At 71.0% G+C, this 1,682-nt stretch carries 1 protein-coding gene; it reads left to right on the forward strand.

Annotated features, from left to right (window positions below; translation table 11 throughout):
• Nucleotides 1–135: 135 nt before the first annotated feature.
• Nucleotides 136–1,518 (forward strand): IS1380 family transposase, encoded by a 1,383-nt coding sequence (locus tag DLJ47_RS34820; RefSeq protein ID WP_109906559.1) that lies wholly within the window; start codon nucleotides 136–138, stop codon nucleotides 1,516–1,518.
• Nucleotides 1,519–1,682 lie beyond the last annotated feature (164 nt).

The following is a 1,682-nucleotide window of genomic DNA, read 5'->3' on the forward strand; positions in this document are numbered from 1 at the left end:
CTAGCCTGGGTGATTCACGGTGATCGCCGAGGTGTGCTGTTCGTCGGCGTGTAGATGAGCGGAAGTGCCTGCCCTGCAAGGGAAACTTGTGATTGCGACATCTACAGGTTTCTCTTCGAGGGAGGCACTTCCGAGGTGCAGCTTACGGCGTGGTCGAGGGATCTGCGGGTCACCGCGGGCGGGTCGGGTGTGGTGTCGCACGTCGGTGCGGCGCTGCTGCGGATGCTGGCCGACCGGACCGGGTTGACGGTGGCGTTGTCGGCGGGGCTGGCCCGGGCCGGCCGGTGGCCGGTGCATGATCGGGGTCGAGTGCTGGTCGACCTCGCGGTGATGATCGCCGACGGCGGGGAAGCGATCGCCGACATCGACATGCTGCGCCACCAGCAGGAGGTGTTCGGGCCGGTGGCCTCAGATACCACGGTGTGGCGGGCCTTGGACGAGATCGGTGCGGTGCAGCTGCGGCGCATCGCCAAGGCTAGGGCGAAGGTGCGGGCCCGGATGTGGCAGCTGTTCGGCGGTCCACCGGCGGCGACGGCGGCCGGTCGGGACGTCGGTTCCGGGGTCGTCGTGCTGGACATCGACTCCACGATCGTCCTCGCCCACAGCGAGAAGGAGGGCGCGGCGGCCACCTACAAGCACACCTTCGGGTTCCATCCGATCCTGGTGACCTGCGACAACACCGCCGAGTTGCTCGCCATCACGCTGCGGCCGGGCAACGCCGGCGCCAACACCGCCGCCGATCACCTCGACGTGCTCGCCCAAGCGGTCGCGCAGGTCCCCGCACCGCACCGCCGGCACCTGCTCATCCGCGGCGACTCCGCGGCGGCCACCCACGCCGTGCTCGACTGGCTCACGGAGCAGGACAGCAAGCGCGGCCGCCGGGTGGAGTACTCCCTCGGTTGGTCGATCGGCGAGACCGAACGCGCCGCCATCACCGGCCTGCCCGCCTCCGCGTGGTCGCCAGCGATCGACGCCGACGGCGCTGTGCGCGACGGCGCCGCCGTGGCCGAACTGACCGGCCTGCTGCACCTGCCCGGCTGGCCGGCCGGGATGCGGATCATCGTCCGGCGGGAACGCCCCCACCCTGGCGCCCAGCTGACACTGTTCGAGGAACGCGACGGCTGGCGCTACACCGCGTTCGTCACCAACACCACCACCGGCGCCTTGCAGTGGCTGGAGGCCCGCCACCGCGCCCACGCCCGCGTCGAGGACCGGATCCGCTGCGCCAAGGACACCGGCCTTCGCCGGCTACCCTCCCGCGAGTTCGCCATCAACGCCGCCTGGTGCACCGCGGCGGCGATCGCGGTCGACCTGATCGCCTGGCTGCAGATCCACGCCCTGCACGGCGAACTGGCCAAAGCCGAACCCAAACGGCTGCGCTACCGCCTGCTGCACACCGCCGCCCGACTCGTGCGCGGGCAACGCCGCCGCAGGCTTCGCATTCCCGCCACCTGGCCCTGGGCCGAACAGATCACCGCCGCGTTCACCCGGATCGCGGCCATCCCCGCCCCCGGCTGACCAGTTCAGCCGCTGCCCCGACAACCCGGAGGACCCCCAGGAGACCACGCCCGCCGCCGCGACAGACGGCCCGCCACCATGCCGGAACCACAATCGCATCTATCAACAGCGATCAGACCTGCCGGGCGGAAGGAACCGGCGTCAGGCGCGAATCATCGAGGCTA

Origin of the sequence: Micromonospora sp. S4605 (assembly GCF_003176715.1) — a bacterium.
GTDB lineage: Bacteria > Actinomycetota > Actinomycetes > Mycobacteriales > Micromonosporaceae > Micromonospora > Micromonospora echinaurantiaca.